16 protein-coding genes are annotated in these 15,647 nt (G+C 70.7%); 9 read left to right on the top strand and 7 right to left on the bottom strand.

Annotation, left to right across the window (positions count from 1 at the left end; translation table 11 throughout):
* Nucleotides 1-126 precede the first annotated feature (126 nt).
* The gene (locus OG371_RS22540; protein WP_329072268.1) at nucleotides 127-2,385 is read left to right on the top strand and encodes a hypothetical protein; all 2,259 of its coding nucleotides are present in this window, start codon (nucleotides 127-129) and stop codon (nucleotides 2,383-2,385) included.
* Between the two features lie 52 nt (nucleotides 2,386-2,437).
* Nucleotides 2,438-2,968: a pyridoxamine 5'-phosphate oxidase family protein gene (locus OG371_RS22535; RefSeq protein WP_329072266.1), complete on the top strand. Its 531-nt coding sequence runs from the start codon at nucleotides 2,438-2,440 to the stop codon at nucleotides 2,966-2,968.
* A gap of 71 nt (nucleotides 2,969-3,039) precedes the next feature.
* On the opposite strand, the gene OG371_RS22530 is transcribed toward OG371_RS22535, so the two are convergent.
* Complete coding sequence (locus tag OG371_RS22530; protein WP_329072264.1) at nucleotides 3,040-3,900, bottom strand: aldo/keto reductase; 861 nt, start codon at nucleotides 3,898-3,900, stop codon at nucleotides 3,040-3,042.
* A 106-nt stretch (nucleotides 3,901-4,006) separates the two neighbouring features.
* Between OG371_RS22530 and OG371_RS22525 the strand changes: the two genes are divergently transcribed.
* From OG371_RS22525 to OG371_RS22515, 3 genes are all read left to right on the top strand, one after another.
* Entirely contained in the window at nucleotides 4,007-4,879 is an 873-nt protein-coding gene (locus OG371_RS22525; protein WP_329072262.1) for a LysR family transcriptional regulator, read from the top strand.
* Between the two features lie 27 nt (nucleotides 4,880-4,906).
* A complete protein-coding gene (locus tag OG371_RS22520) occupies nucleotides 4,907-5,791 on the top strand; it encodes a LysR family transcriptional regulator (protein ID WP_329072261.1) in 885 nt (294 codons plus the stop codon).
* A 116-nt stretch (nucleotides 5,792-5,907) separates the two neighbouring features.
* Nucleotides 5,908-6,654, top strand: a complete 747-nt coding sequence (locus OG371_RS22515; protein WP_329072259.1) for an SDR family NAD(P)-dependent oxidoreductase — start codon at nucleotides 5,908-5,910, stop codon at nucleotides 6,652-6,654.
* A 14-nt stretch (nucleotides 6,655-6,668) separates the two neighbouring features.
* On the opposite strand, the gene OG371_RS22510 is transcribed toward OG371_RS22515, so the two are convergent.
* Together OG371_RS22510 and OG371_RS22505 are read right to left on the bottom strand one after the other, a co-directional pair.
* Entirely contained in the window at nucleotides 6,669-7,652 is a 984-nt protein-coding gene (locus OG371_RS22510; RefSeq protein WP_329072257.1) for a glutathione S-transferase family protein, read from the bottom strand.
* Nucleotides 7,649-8,191 carry a MarR family winged helix-turn-helix transcriptional regulator gene (locus tag OG371_RS22505; RefSeq protein ID WP_329072255.1) on the bottom strand — a complete coding sequence of 181 codons (543 nt, stop codon included), beginning with the start codon at nucleotides 8,189-8,191 and terminating at the stop codon, nucleotides 7,649-7,651. The genes OG371_RS22510 and OG371_RS22505 overlap by 4 nt, the downstream gene beginning before the upstream one ends.
* A 106-nt stretch (nucleotides 8,192-8,297) precedes the next feature.
* Between OG371_RS22505 and OG371_RS22500 the strand changes: the two genes are divergently transcribed.
* Nucleotides 8,298-8,855, top strand: coding sequence for a YceI family protein (locus OG371_RS22500; RefSeq protein ID WP_329072252.1), 558 nt, complete (start codon nucleotides 8,298-8,300; stop codon nucleotides 8,853-8,855).
* Between the two features lie 95 nt (nucleotides 8,856-8,950).
* Here the strand turns inward: OG371_RS22500 and OG371_RS22495 are convergent, their stop codons facing one another.
* From OG371_RS22495 to OG371_RS22480, 4 genes are read right to left on the bottom strand one after another with little or no spacing between them, the layout of a single operon-like run.
* Nucleotides 8,951-9,541: a TetR/AcrR family transcriptional regulator gene (locus OG371_RS22495; protein WP_329072249.1), complete on the bottom strand. Its 591-nt coding sequence runs from the start codon at nucleotides 9,539-9,541 to the stop codon at nucleotides 8,951-8,953.
* 50 nt (nucleotides 9,542-9,591) lie between these two features.
* Complete coding sequence (locus OG371_RS22490; protein ID WP_329072247.1) at nucleotides 9,592-10,134, bottom strand: hypothetical protein; 543 nt, start codon at nucleotides 10,132-10,134, stop codon at nucleotides 9,592-9,594.
* Between the two features lie 29 nt (nucleotides 10,135-10,163).
* Nucleotides 10,164-11,750: an alpha/beta hydrolase gene (locus OG371_RS22485; protein WP_329072245.1), complete on the bottom strand. Its 1,587-nt coding sequence runs from the start codon at nucleotides 11,748-11,750 to the stop codon at nucleotides 10,164-10,166.
* The gene (locus tag OG371_RS22480; protein ID WP_329072243.1) at nucleotides 11,747-12,046 is read right to left on the bottom strand and encodes a hypothetical protein; all 300 of its coding nucleotides are present in this window, start codon (nucleotides 12,044-12,046) and stop codon (nucleotides 11,747-11,749) included. Before OG371_RS22480 ends, OG371_RS22485 begins: the two co-directional genes overlap by 4 nt.
* A gap of 437 nt (nucleotides 12,047-12,483) precedes the next feature.
* On the opposite strand from OG371_RS22480, the gene OG371_RS22475 reads away from it, so the two are divergent.
* The 3 genes from OG371_RS22475 (at nucleotide 12,484) to OG371_RS22465 (ending at nucleotide 15,629) form a co-directional block, all read left to right on the top strand.
* A complete protein-coding gene (locus OG371_RS22475; RefSeq protein WP_329072241.1) occupies nucleotides 12,484-13,878 on the top strand; it encodes a sugar porter family MFS transporter in 1,395 nt (464 codons plus the stop codon).
* Nucleotides 13,879-14,045: 167 nt separating this feature from the next.
* Entirely contained in the window at nucleotides 14,046-14,450 is a 405-nt protein-coding gene (locus tag OG371_RS22470) for a DUF742 domain-containing protein (protein ID WP_329072239.1), read from the top strand.
* Between the two features lie 21 nt (nucleotides 14,451-14,471).
* The gene (locus tag OG371_RS22465) at nucleotides 14,472-15,629 is read left to right on the top strand and encodes a monodechloroaminopyrrolnitrin synthase PrnB family protein (protein ID WP_329072237.1); all 1,158 of its coding nucleotides are present in this window, start codon (nucleotides 14,472-14,474) and stop codon (nucleotides 15,627-15,629) included.
* Nucleotides 15,630-15,647: the final 18 nt, after the last annotated feature.

Genomic DNA, 15,647 nt, shown 5'->3' with positions numbered 1-15,647 from the left:
CCCTTTCTCCGTGGTCGGCCCAGCGTGCGCCGGGGCGCTGACACGGCCCGTCGATGGCGCTGACACCGCGCTGACACCGCGGCCGAACCGCCGTTGCCGCTGGGCGGTTTGTGGGAACATGCCCGGGTGAACGGTGAGTGGAGCGACCCCCGCTCGGTGAGCGAGGAGTTCTTCACCGACCACGAGTCGTGGAGCGCGCGGGTCGCGCTGGGCGTGCTGGTCGACGACGCGCTCGAGGACTACGAAATCTCGACGGCCCTGCGCGTGGAGGAACTGCGCGCCGTGGACGCGCGAGACGCGCTGGTCGGCGACGAGGCGCTGCTCGCGAAGATCCGGATGATCCAGGACCGGGTGGATGACACCGAATCGGCTCCGCGGGCCCGGACGGTCGAGGCGCCGGAAGTCGCCTGGCTGGTGTTCGCGATGCTGCTCGGTGTCGGCTACCTCGCCCTGTTCCGCGCCGCCTGGCCGAGCCTGCCGGGGTTCCTCCGGATCTTCGCCGTGGCCGGGCTGTTGTGCTCGCTGGCCCTGTCCGCCCGGCTGGTCATCCGCCGCGCTCCCCTGCTGCTGACCGGGTTCGAGCCCGGCAACCTCGGCGCGGCCCGGTTCGGCGACGAGCAGCTCCGGCTGGGGAACCGGCAGGAGTTCGCGCTCCGCGAAGTCGTGCTGCCGGGGCTGCGGGCCTACATCACCGCGCATCGGAAGTGTTGCTACGGAACCAAACTCGCCTTCGACGATCAGCAGGGCCTCTACGACGAGGAGGACCTGCTGATCGTCCCCACCGCGTCGGCCAAGCGGTTGCGGCGGATCATCGAGCGGGCCGACACCGGGGCGGTCGCGCTCGGCGGGCAGCGCGGGGTCGGCAAGACGACCGCGATCCAGTCCATGCAGCGGGGACTCATCCACGGCAGCGAGACGCGCGCGCCGCTGGTTGTCGTGGCGTCCGCGCCGGCCAACTACGACGCGCGGGACTTCGTGCTGCACCTGCACGCGTTGCTGTGCAAGGCCGTACTCGATCTGGTCAGTGAAAAAGTCGGCGAGCGCACGAGAAGCTGGCGGGCCGCGATTCGCACTGGGCTTCGCGCGCTGGCCGACGTGGTCATCTCGGTCGCGATCGGCTGGGGTGCCGGGGGCTGGCTGTGGGGCGGTTCGCTGCTCGCGTTCCCCGGCGAGCTGTGGCAGCTGCTCAAGCGGGACTGGCGGACGCCGTTAGCACTGTGGACGAGCCAGCCGACCAGCCACCGCATCGCGCTGGTCATCGTGGCGATCCTCGCGCTGTGGCTGGTGGCCGACGCACTCGTCGTGGCCGGGCGATGGCTGGCGCGCGCGTTCGGCCGGGGACGCCACGCCGAGTTGCGGGGGCTGCTCGCCGAGGCGCGGGAGCAGCTGGACCGGATCCGGTTCCTGCAGACCCACACCAGCGGCTGGTCGGGCAAGCTCACCCTGCCGGCCGGCGCCGACCTCGGCCGCACCCGCAGCACCCAGCGGGCCGAGCAGCAGCTGACGCACCCCGAGGTGGTGGCGAGCTTCCGGGAGTTCGCCCGGCGCAGTGCGGCGACGTTGCGGGACGCGGGCGTCACCGACCGGCTCGTGGTCGCCATCGACGAGCTGGACAAGATAGGCGAGCAGGAGAAAGCGCACCAGCTCGTGAACGACGTCAAGGGCATCTTCGGCGTGCCCGGCTGCCTGTTCTTCGTCGCGGTGTCCGACGACGCGGTGGTCAGTTTCGAAAAGCGCGGGCTGGCCGTGCGCGACGCGTTCGACAGCGCGTTCTCCGAGCTGGTCCGCCTCGAACCGTTCACCATGGACGAGAGCCGGCTGTGGATCGCGAAGCGGCTGCCGGGGATCCAGGAGCAGTTCTCCTACCTGTGCCACTGCCTGTCCGGCGGCCTCCCCCGCGACCTGCGGCGCACCACGATCGACATGGTGGACGTGACCACCGAGCGGTACCAGCCGGCGCTTCCGGCCGTCGCGGGCATCCTGGTGCGCACCGAGCTGGCCGCCAAGGCCGGCGCGTTCACCGGTCAGGCGCGCGGCCTGGAGCACAGCGACGCGCTGGCCGACCTGTGGTCGAAACTGTTGCGTATCCCCGAATCCGGCAACGCCGTCGAGCTGGCCGCGCTCGCCGCCGAACTGAATCAGGGCGCCACCCAGGACACCACCGACGAGGTCAACCGGCTTCGCTGGCACAGCAGCGCTTTTGTGCTTTTCAGCGCGACGCTGCTGGAGGTCTTCACCGAAGCGCTCACCGAGGAGCGGCTGACCGCCGACCTGCACCAGCTGGCCGTCGCGCGGCGTCACCTCGCGCTGGACCCGCACCTGGCCTGGCTGACGCTGGCGGACTTCCGCAAGTCCCGCGATCTGACGTTGCCCGGGACGGACTGAAGTTTTTCGAGGCCGGGTGTCGATCCGGGGCCACGCCGTTCGACGCACCGGTATGACTGAAACCACGATCGAGCCGTACGCGACGAAAAACCTCGACCAGAGCGGGTCCGCGGAGCTGCCGTGGAGCCGGGCGCTCGACGCCATCGTCCAGCAGTGGCCCACCGCCGAGGTGACGTTTTTCCTGTCCACGGTGAGCCCCGGCGGACGGCCGCATTCGGCGGGCGTCGGGGCCGCCTGGGTGGACGGCGCGCTGTACTTCACCAGCGGGCCTGACGTCCGGAAATCCCGTCACCTGGCGGAAAACCCGGCGTGTTCCGTGTCGGTCCGGCTGCCCGGGATCGACGTGGTGCTGGAGGGCGAGGCCCACCGGACCACCGACGCCGAGACCCTGGAGAAGGTGGCCGCGGCTTACCGTGAAAGCGGCTGGCCCGCGACGGTGATCGGCGACGGGTTCACGGCCCCGTTCACCGCGCCCAGCGCGGGCCCGGCGCCCTGGCACCTCTACCGCCTCACCGCGCGTACCGCCTTCGGCGTCGCCACCGCCGAGCCACAGGGTGCGACCCGCTGGGACTTAGCTCGCTGACGCCCCAATGTGGCGTTCGTTGCGTCCAACGCACCGAACGCCACATTGGGGCGCATCACCGGGCAGGGGCGTCAGGCGGCGTCGAGGGCCGCGACCTCGTCGGCGGTCAGCGTCAGGTCGACGGCGAGGGCCGAGTCGCGGATGGTCTCCGGCCGCGAGGAGCCCGGGATCGGGATCACGACGGGGGCCTTCGCGAGCATCCACGCCAGCGTCACCTGCTGCGGGCTGACGCCGTGGGTCTTCGCCACGTCCGCGAACGGCGCGAAGCGCGAGCCCAGCTCGCTCGCCTTGGTGATGCCGCCGAGCGGGCTCCACGGCAGGAACGCGATGCCGAGTTCGGCGCACAGGTCCAGTTCCGGCTCGCTGGAGCGGAACGCGGGCGAGAACTGGTTCTGCACGCTCACCAGCCGGCCGCCGAGGATGTCGTTGGCCTGCTTGATCTGCTCCGGGTTGGCGTTCGAGATGCCGGCGAAGCGGATCTTGCCCTCGTCGAGCAGGTCGCGGATCGCGCCGACCGACTCGCCGTACGGCACCTTCGGGTCCGGCCGGTGGAACTGGTACAGCCCGATCGCCTCGACGCCGAGGCGCTTGAGCGAGGCCTCGGCCGCCTGCTTGAGGTACTCGGGCGAGCCGTTGAGCGTCCACGAGCCGTCGCCGGGACGCAGGTGGCCGCCCTTGGTCGCGACGAGCACGCCCGAGGTGTCGCCGCCGTAGCTCGCGATCGCGCGGGCGATCAGGGACTCGTTGTGCCCGACCTCGCCGGCGTCGCGGTGATAGGCGTCCGCGGTGTCGAAGAAGGTGATGCCCGCTTCGAGCGCGGCGTGGATGGTGGCCACCGAACGCTCTTCGTCCGGCCGGCCTTCGATGGACATCGGCATGCCGCCGAGCCCGATGGAGCTGACGTCGACATCGCCGAGGCGGCGCGTGTGCATGGACTTCCTCCTGGTGGTTACCGTCGTACTCCTCCACCCTCCGCCGGTGGCATTAAGCTGTCCAACAGAAGAAACCGATCCGGCTGAGCAGTCAGGGTGATGAATCGTGGAGCTTCGGCAGCTCGAATACTTCGTCGCGGTCGCGGAGGAGTCGCACTTCACCCGGGCGGCGTCGCGGATGCACGTCGCGCAGTCCGGTTTGTCGGCGTCGATCCGGGCACTGGAGAAGGAACTGGGCGCGGTGCTGTTCCGGCGCAGCACCCGCCAGGTGCAGCTGACCGCCGAGGGCGAGGCCTTCCTCGGCGAAGCGCGGCGGGCGCTTTCGGCCACGAGCGCGGGCCGCGACGCCGTGGCCGCGGTGCAGGGGCTGATGCGCGGGAGCCTCGCGATCGGGGCGTTGCAGTGCCTGTATTCACTGCACCTGCCCACGGCGCTGAGCGGGTTCCTGACCGTCCACCCCGGACTGGACGTGCGGCTCCAGCACGGCGGCTCCACCGAGCTGGTGGACCAGGTGCGAGCCGGCCGCCTCGACGTCGCGTTCGTCTCCCGGCCCGCGCGCTTCCCGGACGACGTGAACGTCGCGCCGCTGGGCAGTGAAGCGCTGGTGCTGGCGTGTTCGCTCGACCACCCCTTCGCCACGCGCCGCTCCGTCAAGCCGCTGGAACTCGCGGACGAGCGTTTCGTCGACTTCCAGCCCGGCTGGGGCACGCGCGATCTGGCCGACGCCGTGCTCGCCGAGGCCGGGGCACACCGCAAGGTGGCGCTGGAGATCACCGACGTGCACTCGCTGCTCGACCTGGTCGTCGCCGGACTGGGTGTGGCGCTGGTGCCGGAAACCTTCTGCCACAAGACAAATCGTGCCGCTTTTGTCCCGTTGGACGGCGACGTGCCCGCCTGGGAGACGGTCTCCGTCACCACGAACCCGACGAGCGCGGCGGCCACGGCGTTCCTGGAGCACGTGCGCGTCCCGCCGAAATAGTCGTACCCCCGTGCTGTGATGAAGGGCATGGAGTTGAGGGAGATGCGGGCCTTCGTCGCGGTCGTCGAGGAGGGCGGGCTGTCGGCGGCGGCGCGGCGGCTGCACGTGAGCCAGCCGGCGGTGTCGCAGACCATGCAGGCGCTGGAACGGCAGCTGGGCGTGCAGCTGGTGGTGCGCAGCAGTGCCGGGGTACGGCCGACCGAGGCCGGGTCGACGCTGCTCACCGAGGCCCGCGCGGTGCTGGCGCGGTACGACCAGGCGCTGGCCGCCGTCGCGCGGCACACCACCGCGGGCGGGAGCCTGCTGCGCGTCGGCCTCCCGCTGGAGCTGCCGCCCGGGCTGATCTCCCGCGCCGTCGCGGACCTCGCCCGCACCTGCCCGGACACCCGGGTGCAGGTGGTGCACGCGTCCACCACCGGGCAGGCCGCCATGCTGCGCCGGGGCGAGCTGGACGTCGGGCTGCTGCGCGAGCACCCCGTCGGCCCGGAGCTGGACGCGGTGCTGGTGCTCGCCGAGAACCTCGGCGTGCTGCTGGCGAAGGAGTTCGCCGAGAAGATCGGCGGCCCGGACGGCGTCCGGCTCGACGCGCTGGCCGGGCTGGAGTGGATCGGCTTCCCCCGCGAGGGCAGTCCCGCCTGGCACGACGAGATCACCGCCGTCTTCCGCACGCACGGCCTGGAAATCGGCCCGGCCGCGGCCGATTCCCTGCTGCCGGAGCTGAAGTTCGCCGCGGTGAGCGCGGGTGGCGCGTTCGCGCTGGCGCCACCGGACTGGGGCCAGCCGGTGCCGGAAAACCTGGCCTGGTGCGCGCTGAAGGGAAATCCATTGGTGCGGCGGACCTGGGCGGTGTGGCCGGCGTCCTCCCACCGTCGGGACCTCGGTCATCTGGTCGCGGCACTGGAGGCCGAGTGAAGGGCTTATGGCGGCCATAAGACGCCGGTATCGCTGTCCCGGAAGGCTTTTCTCCTCCGGCGTGCTTGAACGAGACGACCGCGGGGACACCGCGGACGGACTCGGAAGAAGTGATCATGACAAACGAACTGTCCGGAACCACCGCCCTCGTAACCGGGGCCACGAGCGGCATCGGCCGGGCCACGGCGGTGAAACTGGCGAAGCTGGGCGCGCACGTGCTGGTCGGCGGCCGCGACGCGGACCGCGGGGAGCAGGTGGTCAAGGAGATCCGCGCCGACGGCGGCCAGGCCGAGTTCCTGGCCGCCGACCTCACCGACGAGGCGAGCGCCCGTGACCTGGCCGCCCGCGCCGAGGCGATCACCGGCCACGTCGACGTGCTGGTGAACAGCGCCGGCATCTTCCCGTTCGGGCCCACCGAAGCGACCACCGAGCAGGACTTCGACAGTGTGTTCGCACTGAACGTGAAGGCGCCGTACTTCCTCGTCGCCGCGCTCGCGCCGAAGATGGCGGAACGGGGTTCGGGCGCGATCGTGAACGTGTCCACCATGGTCGCCGGGTTCGGCGCGGCCGGCATGGCCCTGTACGGGGCCAGCAAGGCCGCGCTGGAACTGCTGACCAAGGCGTGGGCCGCGGAATTCGGCCCGCGCGGCGTGCGGGTGAACGCCGTCAGCCCCGGCCCCACCCGCACCGAGGGCACCGCGGTGATGGGCGAGAGCCTCGACCAGCTGGCCTCGCTCGCCCCCGCCGGCCGCCCCGGCGAGGCGGCCGAGATCGCCGCGGCCATCGTCTTCCTGGCCACCGGCGGGGCCGGCTTCGTACAGGGCGCGGTCCTGCCCGTCGACGGCGGACGCGCTGCGGTGTAAGGGTTTCCTCCCGGCTACCCCGCCAGGTCCGGCACCCGCTCACCCGCGGGCGGCGGGCCGGGCGGGGTGCCGTCGCCGAACGGGCGGCCGCCCAGCTCCTCGCGGCCGTGCGCGGTGAGCCAGCCGGACGGGTCCGGGCCGAGCGGCACGATCCCGGTCGGGTTCACCGAGCGGTGCACCACGTAGTAGTGCTCCTTGATCTGGTCGAAGTCGATCGTGTCACCGAAGCCGGGCGTCTGGAACAGGTCGCGCGAGTACGCCCAGAGCACCGGCATCTCGGTCAGCTTCTGCCGGTTGCACTTGAAGTGGCCGTGGTACACCGAATCGAACCGCACCAGCGTGGTGAACAGCCGGACGTCGGCCTCGGTGATCGTGTCGCCCACCAGGTACCGCTGCGTCGCCAGCCGCTCGGAAAGCCAGTCGAGCCGGGAGAACAGGGCGCGGTACGCCTCTTCGTAGGCCTCCTGCGTGGTGGCGAAGCCGGCTTTGTAGACGCCGTTGTTCACGTCGCGGAACACCTTCTCCGCGACGTCGTCGATCTCGCCGCGCAGCGGCTCCGGGTACAGCTCGGGCGCGCCTTCACGGTGGAACTTCCGCCACTCGCCGGAGAAGTCGAGCGTCATCTGCTTGAAATCGTTGGTCACCACCTGCCCGCTCGGCACGTCGACGATCGCGGGCACGGTGATCCCGCGCGGGTATTCGGGATCCCGCTGGAAAAACGCCTCCTGCAGCCGTTCGATGCCCAGCACCGGGTCGCGGCCGCCGGGGTCGAGGTCGAAGGTCCAGCTCCGCTCGTCGTGCGTCGGGCCGCAGAGCCCGAGCGACAGCGCGTCCTCCAGGCCCAGCAGGCGGCGGACGATGGCCGCGCGGTTCGCCCACGGGCAGGCGCGCGCGATCACCAGCCGGTAGCGGCCGGCCTCCACGGGCCAGCCGTCGCGGCCGTCCGCGGTGATGCGGTCGGGCAGGTAGTTCTGGTCACGCTTGAACTCGCCGGTCATGACTCCGCTTTCGTCGAGGCTTCTGTCAATGCTTCCGTCGGTGAGACAGGCTCTTCGTCCGGTCCCGGCGGCCCCTTCGGCTCCGGGGGCTCGAGTGCCGCGGCGAGCCGGGCCAGGATCGGGCCCGCGGCGGCGACCTCGCCGGGGGTGAGGTGGTCGAACAGGTAGGCCCGCACCCGCGCGAGATGCCCCGGGTACGCCGCGACCAGCTTCGTGCGGCCCAGCTCGGTGAGGGTGGCGTTGGCGGCCCGGCGGTCGCTCGGGCACCGGGACTTCTCGACCAGCCCGTGCTTGACCAGGCTGTCGACCACCCGGCTGATCCGGCTCAGCGACAGGGCCGTGACCTTGGCCAGGTCAGTCAGGCGCAGCCAGCCTTCGGGGGCTTCGGACAGCGAGACGAGCACGGTGTAGTCGGTCATCGACACCCCGGTGTCGTTCACGAACTGGTCGTCCAGCGCCCGGGGCAGCACGGTGATGATCCGGGTCAGCGGCCGCCACACCGCCTGTTCCTCGCTGGTCAGCGGGTTGACGTCCACCATCTGGGCAGTTTACCCGAAGCTTGCTCGCGCAATCAGTTATTGTGGGCTACAGTCCTTGTTGAGCCCTCAACAACCTGGGGGCCGACCCCGGAGGAAGAAGAAGTTCATGACCAGCGCGACCACCTTCACCCAGCACACCGGCGAGTACACGATCGACGGCGCCCACTCCCGCATCGGCTTCGTCGCGCGCCACGCGATGGTGACGAAGGTGCGCGGCTCGTTCAACGAGTTCGACGGCTCCTTCACCGTGGACGGTGACGAGCCGTCGAAGTCGACCGCGCAGATCACCATCCAGACCAAGAGCATCGACACCCGCAACGCCGACCGCGACGGCCACCTGCGGACCAACGACTTCCTCGCGATCGAGCAGTACCCGCAGATCACCTTCACGTCCACCGAGATCGCCCACACCGGTGACTCCACCTTCGACGTGACCGGCGACCTGACCATCAAGGACGTGACCAAGTCCGTCACCATCCCGTTCGAGTTCGAGGGCTCCGCCAAGGACCCGTACGGCAACGAGCGCGTCGGCTTCGAGGGCTCGACCGCGATCCAGCGCAGCGACTACGGCATCAGCTTCAACGCCGCGCTCGAGACCGGCGGCGTGCTGGTCTCCGACAAGATCACCCTCGAGTTCGAGATCTCGGCGATCAAGAACGCCTGAGTCTCGTCCCAGACCCCGGGTGACCAGGTCGCGCAGGCGGTAAGGACTCGTGAGTGTTCATACCGGTTAGAACCGGCACAGCCACTCACGAGTCCTTACCCCCGCAGGTTTTCGATCCCCACGTCCAGCGCCGCTTTCAGGTAACCGGGATCGCCCGTCGACAGCAGCATCAGCACTCCGCCCTGCACCCCGGCCAGCAGCGCCGTCGCGGCCCGCGCCGGATCGGTGGACGACGGGATCTCACCGGCCGCCTGCAGGTGCCGGATGCCCGCGGTCAGCTCCGCCAGCCACCGGTCCATCAGCTGCGTCACCACGGCCTGCGAGCCCGGGGTGTTGCGGCCGATCTGCGACATCACCACGTTCAGCGGGCAGTGCCGTCCCCGCTCGGTGTAGTGCCCGACCACGGTGTCGCGCCACGCCTGCCAGTCGGCCCAGGTGTGCAGGCGCCCCAGGTGCGGCTGCTGCGCGGAGATCACCCGGTCCGCCTCGAAGCCCGCGACGGCGAGCAATAGCTGCTCCTTGCCGTCCGGGAAGTAGTGGAACAGCTGGCTCTTGCTGGTGCCGGTGTGCTCCCGCACGTCGTCCAGCGTGGTGTCGAGCACCCCGCGCTGCTGGATCACCGCGGCGGCGCCCTCGACGATGCGCTGCCGCGTCGCGGCGCCCTTGCGGGTGAGCGTGCCGGTCATCGGGGCCTCCTCCAGAGCTGGACCTGCTGGTCCAATTTACGCCCCGGAGCTCAGTAGGCCGTGCCGCCGTCCGACCAGTTCGTGTCGCCGAAGTCCTCGTCGTCCACGGCCTCGCGGCGCGGGCGCGGTTTCGCGACCGGCTCGGCCTCCGCGACCACCGGCGTCGGCTCAGGCTCAACCGGGTGCGCAGGCGGCTCCCCCTCCGGCCAGACGCACGGCGAGGTCGCCCCGAGGTAGAGCTTGCCGAGGTCGTTCGCCTGGATCGACAGGTCGAAGCCGTCGGAATCGTTGCGCGCGAACACATACGGGTCCGCGTGCCGATGGTCGGCGAGCACGGAGAAGCCGTGCGAAAGCCACCACGCGACGACGGCGTCGAAACACTCGCCGAAGGCCGCCGGGTCCAGCCCGGTCACCTCGTAGGTCGCCGAGATCTCGTACCGCCCGGCCGGGCCGTTGTCGGTCGGGTCGGCGCACTCGGACCGGTTGCGCGAGAACAGCTTCCGCCCGGCCGCGTCCGGCAATGCCGCGAAGGCCTCGTCGAGGTAGGCCTCGACGCGGTCCTGGGCCTGGTGTTCGGTGATCGTGGGATTCATGGCTCCACCTCCGGGGAGCGGGCCGCCGCTCATGCCGGCTTCCCCGCGATGATGCGGCCGAAGCTGCGCAACGACGGATTATTGTCCTCCCAGTACTGGCTATGCGCGGCGCCGCTCAGCCCGCCCTCGTACCACGGCCCCTTCGTGCCGGGCGCCGAAGCGAACACCTGACCGCCGAAGTCGGCGTCGGCCGGCGACGGGCCCAGCGCGATGTCGTGGCCCGGGATGCCGATATTGGTCAGCTTGATCATGTCGTGCTCGGCGACGGTCGAGTGCACATGCTGCCCGACATCGTCCTGGCTGATCCCGTCGAGGTGCAGCTGGTTCGCGTGATCGACGCCGACGCCGGGGCTGGCGACGAAGATGAGGTCGTCCGCGTTCAGCCCGCCGTCGCGCGCGGCGTGGCCGACCACCGTGGTGCCGTAACTGTGGCCCACCACGGTGTTGTGCGACGGCGGCCCGTCGTGCGAGGCGCGCAGGCCGTCCTCGAACCCGGACAACGCCGCTTTCCCGTTGTCGGCGTACTTCTCGCTGGCCGCGTCCAGCAGCTCGTTCGGCGCGTCGTAGCCGACCCAGGTGATCACCGAGGTCGACGGCGAGCCGGCCGTGGTCGCCGACTGCCACATCTTGTCCGAGCGGTCGAGGTCGCCGCCGATCTTGGCCAGCTCGCTGCCGGTGCCGGGCACGGAGGTGGCGACGTTCACCGAGGTGTCCGGGTTGCCGGCCGCGACGATCGCCTTGCCGTCGCCGCTGGTGTCCAGGCCGACGAGGTACGCCTGCGGGTGCCCGGGCCCGGTCGCGTCGAGCCGGGTCCGGATGGCCTCCAGGCCACGGAGCTTGGCCTTCGCGTCCTCGCTCGGATCCCCTTGCAGCCGGGCCATTTCCCGTTGCAGGACACCACGATTGGCCGCGTCACGGTCGGTCACCGGGATGCCGTCGAGGTTGCGCACCAGGTCCGGGTTGTCCCGCAGGATGGTGGCCTGCGTGGCGTCCGGCAGGCTGTCCCACCACGCGCGGTTGTCACCCGGCGTGCCGCCCGGCGGCGGGCCCTGCGTCGAAAGCCCGCTCTGCGCCGAGCCCGCATCGGCGGCCTGCGCGAGCGAAGTCGCGCCCTGGTCGGTGATCTCGCCGTTCGCGGCGCGGGTGAGGATCGCCGCGAAGTCCGCGTCCACATCCGTGGCCTGGCGCAGGATCTGCTCGACGCGGTCGGTCAGCTCGGTCTGCACGCGCTGCCGGGCCCCGGCGACGTCGGACGGCACCGCCGGGCCGGGCACTGCGGTGAGCCGGCCGCCGTCGTCGATGGTGAAACCGTTGTGGGCAGCCAGATCGTCGGTGTCCTTGACGTACGCGCTCAGCCGCTCGACCGCCGCCTGCACCTCGTGCGCACCGCGCCGCACGGCCGAAGCCTCGGCGACCCGCTGCTCCAGCGCCGTGGTCAAGGCCGTGCCACGCGCGGTGGCCGCGGTGGCGGCGTCACCCGTCCAGCCGTCGAACCTGGCCATGCCCTCGACGTCGTCGTTGGCCGCGACGAGGCGGGCGCACCGGTCGTTGAGCGCGTCGGCCACCCCGCCGATCATGGCCGCGTCCCAGCGCCGCACGTCTCCCCAGGTGATCATCGGGCGGCCGCCCGGACGCCGGCGCCGGCCCGGTCCTCGACACCGCGATAGCCGCGGGCGGCGTCGTCGAGCTGACTCCCGTACGCCTCGGTGTCCGAAGCCCACTTCGGCACGGCCTCACCCCAGACGTCGGACAGCCGCGCCGCCGCCGGGACGCTCGTGCCCCCGGGCAACCCGGCGGCCACGTCGGCCAGCGCCCCCGCGAGGTCCACCGGCCGCACCGCCGCGGCGGCCCGGTGCGCCTTGCCCGCCGACTCTCCCACCGACGCGGGAACCACCTCGAAACCGGCGCCCATGACGCTCCTCCCCCAGCCTGACCGCGAGACGCCCGTACGACGGCGGCACGGATACCGCGGTTCCCGGAAAGCCGGATTGTCCGTTAAACGCCGCTGACCTGGGAAATCTCGCCGTTACCTCATACACATATGTGAACGATAGTCACGTGACTGAATAGTTATCAGCCGGTGTATTGCCCGCCGGTAAGCAGCGTGTGACTGTGTACGGCGAAAGTTCGTCGGATCGTGCCGACGGGTACGCGGCTGAAAGCCCGGGACGAGGAAAGGCGTAACGGGTGGGGGAAACAGCCGTCTCGCAGCCCTGCGCTGCGAGTGCCCCGGCCCGCGCCGGCGCCCGGATCACCGGCCATCAGACCCACCCGCCCGATCCCGCTCCGCTGGCCGCCCCCAGCCGAACCGGACCGGCCGGCCAGCCCCAGAAAAGAGACGGCTCGGTTATGACACAGACAGCCGCGGCGCGGCGGCCCATCAACAGGACCACGTTGTACTTCTTCGGTGCCCTCGGCGGCATCCTGTTCGGCTACGACCTCGGGGTCATTTCCGGGGTGCTGCCGTTCATCGGCAAGGCCTGGAGCCTGACCGGGTGGGACAAGGGTGTGATCACCGCCAGCCTGTCGGTCGGCGCGATCGTCGGAGCGCTCTTCTCCTCGCGGTTGAACGAAAAACTCGGCCGCCGCCGGACGATCATGGTGGCCGCGGTCATCGTCATCGTCGGCACGGTGGCGGCGAGCGTTTCGCCGACCTTCGCCCTGCTGATCGTTTCCCGGCTGGTGATCGGCATCGGCATCGGCTTCTCCTCGTCGACCGTGCCGACCTACCTCTCGGAGCTGGCCCCGGCCCGGCTGCGCGGCGCGATGGGCGCGCTGAACCAGATCTTCATCGTGCTCGGCATCCTGATCGCGTTCCTGGTCAGTTACGGCCTCGGCCCGTCCGGCAACTGGCGGCTGATGTTCGCCGGCGCCGTGGTGCCCGCCGTGATCCTGCTGGTGGGCTTGATCTTCCTGCCCGAGACGCCGCGCTGGCTGCTGGCCAAGGGCCAGGAGGAGGCGGCCCGGTCCGTGCTGATCAGCTCCCACGGCAGCTCGGTGAACGTGGACGAGGAGATCGGCACCATCCGCGAGGTCATCCGGCTCGACGCCGAGAGCGCGAAGACCCGGTTCCGCGACCTGGTCACCCCGATGGTCCGGCCGATGCTGGTGGTCGGCCTGCTGCTCGCCATCGGCCAGCAGTTCAGCGGCGTCAACGCGGTGAACGCGTACTTCCCGACCATGCTGATCGGCCTCGGCTTCGCCACGCAGGCGGCGCTGCTGTCCGGTGTACTGCTGGGCGTGACCAAGTTCCTGTTCACCGCGTGGGTGGTGTTCGTCGTCGACCGCTGGGGCCGCAAGCCCCTGCTGCTGATCGGCAACGTGATCATGGTGATCACGCTGATCGCCGCCGGGCTGGTCGTCTACCTGGTCCACGACACCGGCACGAAGGGCATCCTGATGCTCGTCGCGATGGTGCTCTACCTGGTGGGCTACGAGCTGGGCTGGGGCGCGGTGGTCTGGGTGATGATGGCCGAGGTGTTCCCGCTCAAGGTCCGCGCCGCGGGCATGGGCATCAGCAGCGTGGTGCTGTGGGCCGCGACCGGCATCGTCAGCGCGGTCTTCCCGATCATCTCCGACCCGGGCGCGCTCGGCATCGGCGGCTCGATGTTCCTGTTCGCGGGCATCAACGTCGTGCTGTTCGGCCTCACCAAGTGGCTGGTCCCGGAGACCAAGGGCCGTACGCTGGAGCAGATCGAGCTGGACCTGCGCGGCGGTCACAAGGGCGCCGTGAAGGCCGCCTGAACAACTTCGCCAGACACCGGTCACACGCGGCCGGGACGGACGGGACCTTCCCGTTCGTCCCGGCCGCGCGGGTTTTCGGGTCCACTTCGGACAGAATTCGCGATCGTGCTTGGCACGGGTGCGAGCACGGTGCTGTACTGCCTGCCTGAGCCCGAGGAGGTGGCGCCGTGACCGAGCCGGAGGTCCCCGGCGGCGGCTCGCTGTCAGGACGTCACCGGCTGCCCGATCCCGGCGAAGCGCCGTCGGTCCGCCCCTATGCGCGCGACCGCATCCCGCCGCGGACCCAGCACCAGCTCGCGCTGGAGACATTGGTCTCGACCACTGAGCTCGGCCGCCGGCTGCGGCGGCTGCTGTGGGAGCAGTACGGGCGGGTGTGCGACCTGTGCGCGTCCACCACTTCGGTGGTGGAGCTGTCCGCCCACCTGGGCCTGCCGCTCGGCACCACCCGCACGCTGGTCGAGGACCTGCTGGCCGAAGGGCTGCTGCGCGCGCACCCGCCGGTCGCCGCGTACGACTCGGAGGCCCGCACGGAGGTGCTGGACCGCGTGCTCGACGGGCTCGACCGGCTGTAGGACTCGGTTAGAGTCGGCCCGGTGACCGCAGTGGACCGGCTCGACCGGTGGATCAGGACCGAGTTCGTCGAGTACAACACCGCGCTCGAGGAAGCGTACTTCGCCGAACGGCGGGAGATCGTCGGCGATCGGCCCGAATTGGAGAAGATCAAACAGGCCGTGGTGACCGAGGGCGGCCTGCTGATCGGGGCGATTCCGGGCCCGCTGCCGATTTCGGCCCGGGAGAAATACCAGCTCCTGGGCATGGTGGGCTTTTACCTCGCAGCCTGCCGCCGGCACGAGTCCGCCGAGCCGGTCGATCCGTCCGCCTGGTCGCTGGCCCAGGTGCTGGGCTCGGCCCTGGGCGTGGCGCCGCGATTCGTCTTCGCGCACCAGGCGCTGTACAACCCGGCCATTCGAGACCGTTATCAGACTTTCACCTCGCTGGCCGACGAAGCTGTTTTCCTGACCAACAACGGGCTTGCTGTGCTCGCCTACCAACGGGCCGCCGACGCGCTCCGCCGCATTCCGCCGATGGGCGTGTCCAACCCGCTGACCACGTATCTGCTGGAAACCGCGCTTTCCGCATTGGACGACGTGCTGCGGTTCAACCAGGACCTCGGCCGGACGCTCGACGTCGACCGGTTCTTCTTCAACATCCGGCCGTACTTCAAATCGCACCGCGTCGGCGCGGTCGAGTACCGCGGCGCCAACGCCGGCGACTTCTCCGCGGTCAACGAGATCGACCTGCTGCTGGGCCTCTGCGACGCGCGGGATCCCTTCTACCAGAACGTGATCGCGGAGAAGTACGCCTACGTCGCGCCCGAGGACCAGGTGCTGCTGCGCGCCGTCGTCGAGGAGGAGCCGCTGCTGGCCAAGTTCCTGCGCGAGGCGGAATCGGGGGCCGGACCGGGGTTGCGGCGGAACGCCGAGCTGTTCCTCGCCGTCTGCCGCGCGCACGGGGCCGCGTACACCTATCACCACCACCGGCTCGTCAAGCCGTTCCTCGTGGTCCCGGCGGAAAAGGCACCCGCCGACCGGCTGGACGGGATCACCGCCAGCGGGCCGCCGCTGGACGTGGTCGTCGCCGGGCTTTCCCGGCTGAGCGACCTCCGCTCGGCGCGGGACCGGCCGGGGACGCCGACCGCCCGGCCGGCGCTGGAACGCTTGCGCTCACTCGTTTCCGGGGCTTCGTCATAGCGGTGGCCCGGCACCTCG

The sequence above is a fragment of the Amycolatopsis sp. NBC_01480 genome (genome assembly GCF_036227205.1).
Taxonomy (GTDB): domain Bacteria; phylum Actinomycetota; class Actinomycetes; order Mycobacteriales; family Pseudonocardiaceae; genus Amycolatopsis.
Note: the sequence above shows the minus strand (reverse complement) of the source record. Positions and strands in the feature narration are given on the sequence as shown.